Origin of the sequence: Prosthecobacter sp. (assembly GCF_046154365.1) — a bacterium.
Taxonomy (GTDB): Bacteria; Verrucomicrobiota; Verrucomicrobiia; order Verrucomicrobiales; family Verrucomicrobiaceae; genus Prosthecobacter.
This window is the reverse complement of record NZ_JBJXFV010000223.1, coordinates 1-3,486: the sequence shown is the minus strand read 5'-3', so window position 1 is coordinate 3,486 and position 3,486 is coordinate 1. Positions and strand designations below refer to the sequence as shown.

Here is a 3,486-nt window from a genome sequence, read left to right as displayed (position 1 = left end):
TTCGATGTTGCGGGGGCTGTGGTTTCGGCCTGGCGAGATCGGTGGCGCAGGCATTTCTCACGGCTGTCACGGCTTCCTACCACGGCGTAAAGCGCAGGCCAAACAACACGAGCACGCATGCTGCAAGCGCACTGAGGGCGGGGATGAAAAATGGATCGTAGAAGTCCACGACTTGCGGACGCTTCTCCAGCACGACGATTTTTTTCATCTCATCGATGCTCTTGAAAACACTCGCGAGCGCTTCGGGCGTGACGGCGTTGAAGACTTCGCCGCCGGTCGCGCGGGTGATGTCGATGAGCGGTTGCGAGATCTTGTCGCCGGTGAGCATGATGGTGAAGACGGTGATGTTTTCCGCCCGCAGGTGAGCGATGATCGGGGCGTCGAGCGGCGGGAGGATGTCGCTGCTTTCACCATCGGTCATGAGGATGAGCATGCGGTCGCCGGTCGGGCGCTGCGCGAGCAGATCAGCGGCACCATGCAGGGCTTTGCCGATGTAGGTTTGGCCCCAGAGTTCATCGGGCAGGCCGTGGCGGCCCATGGAGGGCGGATCGAGCTTGGGGTTGTTCGGTTCGATGAAGCGCTTCGAGAGCGGGATGGACTGTGTGTCGAGCGTGAGCGGCAGCCAGTGGATGAAGGTGCGCGAGAAGATGGTGAGCCCAAAGGCATCGCCCTGGCGGTAGGTGATGAACTGCTCGATCGCATTCATCGCCGAGTCGAAGCGCCGATGACGTCCCTTGGCCTGCGAGCCGTGGTCCTCGGCCATGCTGCCGGAGGTATCGAGCACGAACTGCACGTTGTTGAGCTTCCGCTCCACTTCCGGCGGCGTGTAGGTCATCGGGTGCGCGAGAAAAATGATGACAATCGCGAGCAGTGCCGCGGGCAGGCAGTTCGCGCATAGCACCATGAACTGCAGGATGCGACCGCGCCCCTGATGCCCATGATCGAAGGGCATGGCGATGGGTTGTCCGCGACGCGTCCACTCCCAAAAGGCGAGGATGACAGGCAGCGCGAGCAAGCCAAGCAATTGCGGATGCTGGAAGATCATGTGGCGGGTTCGGCCGTGTAAGGCTTGATGACGGCGGCGATGTCAGCGCTGGGCACGGACGAGCTGGGATGATGCAGCCAGTGCTGGAGTTTCTTCAAAGCTTCGCCGGTGCTGCCATGGCTGGCGATCTGGTCGAGCGAGGTGTGCATCGGCTCGGCATTGAGCGCGAGTTCGTTGCGCCAGCATTGCAGCATGACCATTTCCATTTTGGCCTTCGCATCGGCATTGAGCGTGCCTGCTTCGAGTTGCGCGAGGAAGCTGCGCATCATCTCGGCGAGCGTGGGCGGCGGCGGGCCTGCATCCGGCACTGTGTGCGGTTTTGGACGTTTCCAAAAGATGAGCAGGAGCAGCCAGCCGATCCACAGCAGCGCGAGCACAGCCATCGTCTCGTAATAGCGACCACCGACATCGACGCGGATCTCCTCGGTCTCCTGGATGCGCGTGTCGAGATTCTTCGAGAGCTTCGGGTCGCCTTCAAACTTGAACGCGGGCAGACCTTCCAGTGTGCTGCCGTCATCGGCGATGAGGTAGTCTTTGAGATCAAAAGTGCCCGCACGATTGACGATGTAACGCAGGTCATAGATGCGGCGATCCGGGCGCTCGGTGATCTCGGCGATGCGCACATTCACCGCCACGCCCCACTTATACGGCGCGACGGCGAGCAAAGGGCCGCTGTAGGTGACGATGGCGGCCTGCTCGACGCCGAGGGGCACGCGCAGTGAGTCGTCGCTGGCTCGCGTAGCGATGTAAACGATCACGGCGAATGCGATGAAAGCGGTGAGCCAGAGTGCGTGCTTGCGTTTCATCGGCCAGAGCTACCTCCGAAGCCGCGACGGTTCAAAAAGTGACGCAGCTTGCCGAGGATGGGCTGGTCGGTGCGCAGGTGCAGGTAATCGATGCCGAGGCGCGTGAGTTCGCTTTTCCACTCCTCGCTCTTGATGAAGGCGCGGCGTCCGTGACCGACGAAGCTGCGGCCTGACTCGGCCTCGCTGCCGCGAAAGATGCCCGCGCCTTTGATGTTCAGCTCGGCAGGGTCTTGGAGATGCAACACGAGGCAATCATGCTCCTGTGACATGACTTGCAGCGCAGCGAAGGCATCGGGATCATGCAGATCACTGAGCACGATGACGGTGGTGCGACGCTTCAATGAGGGCGCGACTTCGCGCGCGCGTTTGGCCAGCGAAGTCTCTTCAAGGAAGTCGTGCAGGCGCAGCTTGTGCGACCATTCCATGACGAGATTGCGTGAGAGCGTGGGCCGCACATGCAGCTCACGCGCACCGCAGCCGAGCAGGCCCACCGGCGTCATGCTCGTCTGCGCGGCGAGTGCGATGCCCGTGGCGATGCGCACGGCCCAGGCATACTTGCTCAGCGGTTGCGAGGTGATGCACATCGACGCGGAGGTATCGAGCAGAAGGTAGAGCGGGATCTGCTTCGGCTCCTGATACTCCTTGATGAACAGCTTGCCGACACGCGCGGAGACCTTCCAATCGATGAACTTCACCGGATCACCCGCCACATAGAGCCGCGACTGTGCATACTCCAGCCCGCCGCCGTGGAAGACGGATTCCTCCTGGCCGAAGTTGAGGCTGTTAGCCAGTTGCTTGACCGTAACCTCGAACTGCCGTGCATCGACGGGATCTGGGTTGAGCTGGACTTGGCGTTGCATGACGAGAATGACGAATCAGATCAGCCCATGCCCGCGAGGATGCCTTCAAGCACTTCCTTGGTCGTATGCCCGGCGGCGGAGGCTTCGTAGCTGATGCGAATGCGGTGGAGGATGACGTCTTCGGCGAGTTCAAAGAGATCCTCGGGCGTGACGTAATCGCGATCATGCATGATGGCGCGGGCGCGGGCGGAATTGATCAGCGCCAGGCCGGCACGTGGGCTGCAGCCGAAGTCGAGCAGCTTCGACTCGCGCGTTCGGCGCACGAGTTCGACGCAGTGCTTCACGAAGACCTCGCTGACATGCACGGCCTGCACGGCTTCCATGGAGGTGACGAGATCGGCGACAGAGGCCCCTGGAGAGTCTTCGATCATGTCGAAGGCGGAGCGTGGAACCGCACCACCATCCTCTTTTCGCAGACCCATGCCGAGCTGGCGTTGCAGGATCAGTTGTTCTTCATCGCGCGTCGGGTAGCCGAGGCGATGCAGCAGCATGAAGCGGTCGAGCTGAGCTTCGGGGAGATCAAAGGTGCCGGATTGCTCGACAGGGTTCTGTGTGGCGATGACGAGGAAGGGCGTGGGCAGTTTGAGGTTCTGCCCGCCGATGGTGACCTTGCGTTCCTGCATCGCTTCGAGCATCGCGCCCTGAACTTTTGGTGCCGCGCGATTGATTTCATCGGCGAGCAGCAAGTTCGTGAACACCGGCCCGCGATGAATGCGAAACTCGCCACTCTTTTGCTCGATGATCTCCGATCCGATGATGTCGGACGGCAGCATGT

The 3,486-nt window shown here is 61.4% G+C and carries 4 protein-coding genes; all 4 read right to left on the bottom strand.

Annotated features, from left to right (window positions below; translation table 11 throughout):
- Nucleotides 1-76: 76 nt before the first annotated feature.
- Nucleotides 77-1,045: a vWA domain-containing protein gene (locus tag ACKVY0_RS28460; RefSeq protein WP_409218270.1), complete on the bottom strand. Its 969-nt coding sequence runs from the start codon at nucleotides 1,043-1,045 to the stop codon at nucleotides 77-79.
- Nucleotides 1,042-1,851 (bottom strand): hypothetical protein, encoded by an 810-nt coding sequence (locus ACKVY0_RS28455; protein WP_409218269.1) that lies wholly within the window; start codon nucleotides 1,849-1,851, stop codon nucleotides 1,042-1,044. The genes ACKVY0_RS28460 and ACKVY0_RS28455 overlap by 4 nt, the downstream gene beginning before the upstream one ends.
- Nucleotides 1,848-2,711 carry a DUF58 domain-containing protein gene (locus tag ACKVY0_RS28450; protein ID WP_409218268.1) on the bottom strand — a complete coding sequence of 288 codons (864 nt, stop codon included), beginning with the start codon at nucleotides 2,709-2,711 and terminating at the stop codon, nucleotides 1,848-1,850. Before ACKVY0_RS28450 ends, ACKVY0_RS28455 begins: the two co-directional genes overlap by 4 nt.
- A gap of 20 nt (nucleotides 2,712-2,731) precedes the next feature.
- Nucleotides 2,732-3,486 (bottom strand): AAA family ATPase (locus ACKVY0_RS28445; protein WP_409218267.1); only part of this gene is annotated, 755 nt, incomplete at its 5' end.

Excerpts from the sequence above, each read along its gene's own strand:
- ACKVY0_RS28450 (WP_409218268.1), bottom strand. The coding sequence starts at position 2,711 with ATGCAACGCCAAGTCCAGCTCAACCCAGATCCCGTCGATGCACGGCAG.
- ACKVY0_RS28455 (WP_409218269.1), bottom strand. The coding sequence starts at position 1,851 with ATGAAACGCAAGCACGCACTCTGGCTCACCGCTTTCATCGCATTCGCC.
- ACKVY0_RS28460 (WP_409218270.1), bottom strand. The coding sequence starts at position 1,045 with ATGATCTTCCAGCATCCGCAATTGCTTGGCTTGCTCGCGCTGCCTGTC.